A 1,356-nucleotide genomic window follows, 5' to 3' on the forward strand; every position below is an offset into this window, starting at 1 on the left:
CTCTCCAATACTTGTTACACTACTCGGGATCGTTATACTGGTTAGTCCACTGCATCCATCAAATGCATTTGCTCCAATACTTGTCACACCATCTTCAATCACCACTGATTCTATTTTATCTTTGTTTGCATACCATGGAGAGCCCTTCCAATTCCAACTCGCCATCGCTCCCGTACCGCTTATGGTTAGCACACCTTCATCATCCAGTATCCAGGTCAGATTATCCCCGTTATTTCCTTCTGCTCCGCAGGTTCCGCTAGCCAAAATATTACTACTATATAATACAATACCATTATCCACACAATCAACCATGACATAGATCTCTGGCAAAGTTGCTTCTTCTGACAGAATATAGTGGTTGCCATTTTCGTCGGTTTCCGGGATAGTTGGCGTGTATATGTAAACTGCACCAGCAGACTCTTCACTGCTGTCAAATTCTGGAAGTGAGCTTTTCTCTTCATCTAATTTCCACGTAATATGTTCGATAGTCCACTCTTCGCCTTCTTGACTATCTTCTGCACCATTGCCTTCACCTGCACTGTAAGTAATATATTCCTCTGCCGCATATACTTCCACCGGGGCAAAGAGACCTTTGATGCTATCTATCAGAGAAGCCACAATACTACTTTCCTCTTCTGTAGTATCAGACTCTAGCTGCTCGGTAGATTCCGTCTCAGATTCTGATGCTGTTGTCTCTGGTACTTGTGTTTGAGGTTCTGATGCCGCTGTTGTCTCAGGTACCTCTGTTTCTGTCATTGGTACTTCCGTTTCAGACTCACTTTCCAAAGTTTCGTTTTCTACTTCTGTCAGTAACTCAACTTCTGTCCGTAACTCTGATTCTATCTCAGTCTGTGACTCAACTTCCGTCTGCGGCTTAACTTCCGTCTCGGTCCCTGATTCCACCTCTGATTCTGATTCAGTCTGGGATTCTGCCTCTGTCTGAGATTCCAGAGCTTTTGAAGCCGTTTCCTCCTCCGCTTCTGTACTAGCTTCCTCTTCAACTGCTTCTGTACTCGATTCCTCTTCATCTGCTTCTGTACTTGGTTCTTCTTCAACCTGACGAATCACTTTTACCTTTAATGTATCAGGAAAGTTGATTTCGCTTTCTTCTGCACCGATTGACAGCGCTTGATACGCAATCTCTTCGTTCAACTCATCAAATGAAGTAACCATATAAGTTGGCTTCATGTTCTCTGTCTGAACCTCTTCTGCATGCAGCATCATCGGAAGATTGCATGTAGAACCTGCCATAATGCATGACATACCAATCGACACCATTTGCTTTATTTTATTCAAACTTCTCTTCTTCATACACAATACCTCTCTTTTTTCCGATTTTTCTTAATACTATTCTTA

General features: G+C 42.8%; 1 protein-coding gene. It reads right to left on the bottom strand.

The genetic code is table 11. The annotated features are described in order from the left end of the window. Nucleotides 1-1,311, bottom strand: a 1,311-nt coding sequence (locus ACZMB2_RS14285) for a leucine-rich repeat protein (RefSeq protein WP_487597208.1), incomplete at its 3' end; no start/stop codon positions are given. Nucleotides 1,312-1,356 lie beyond the last annotated feature (45 nt).

Source organism: Hominiventricola sp., from assembly GCF_057604405.1.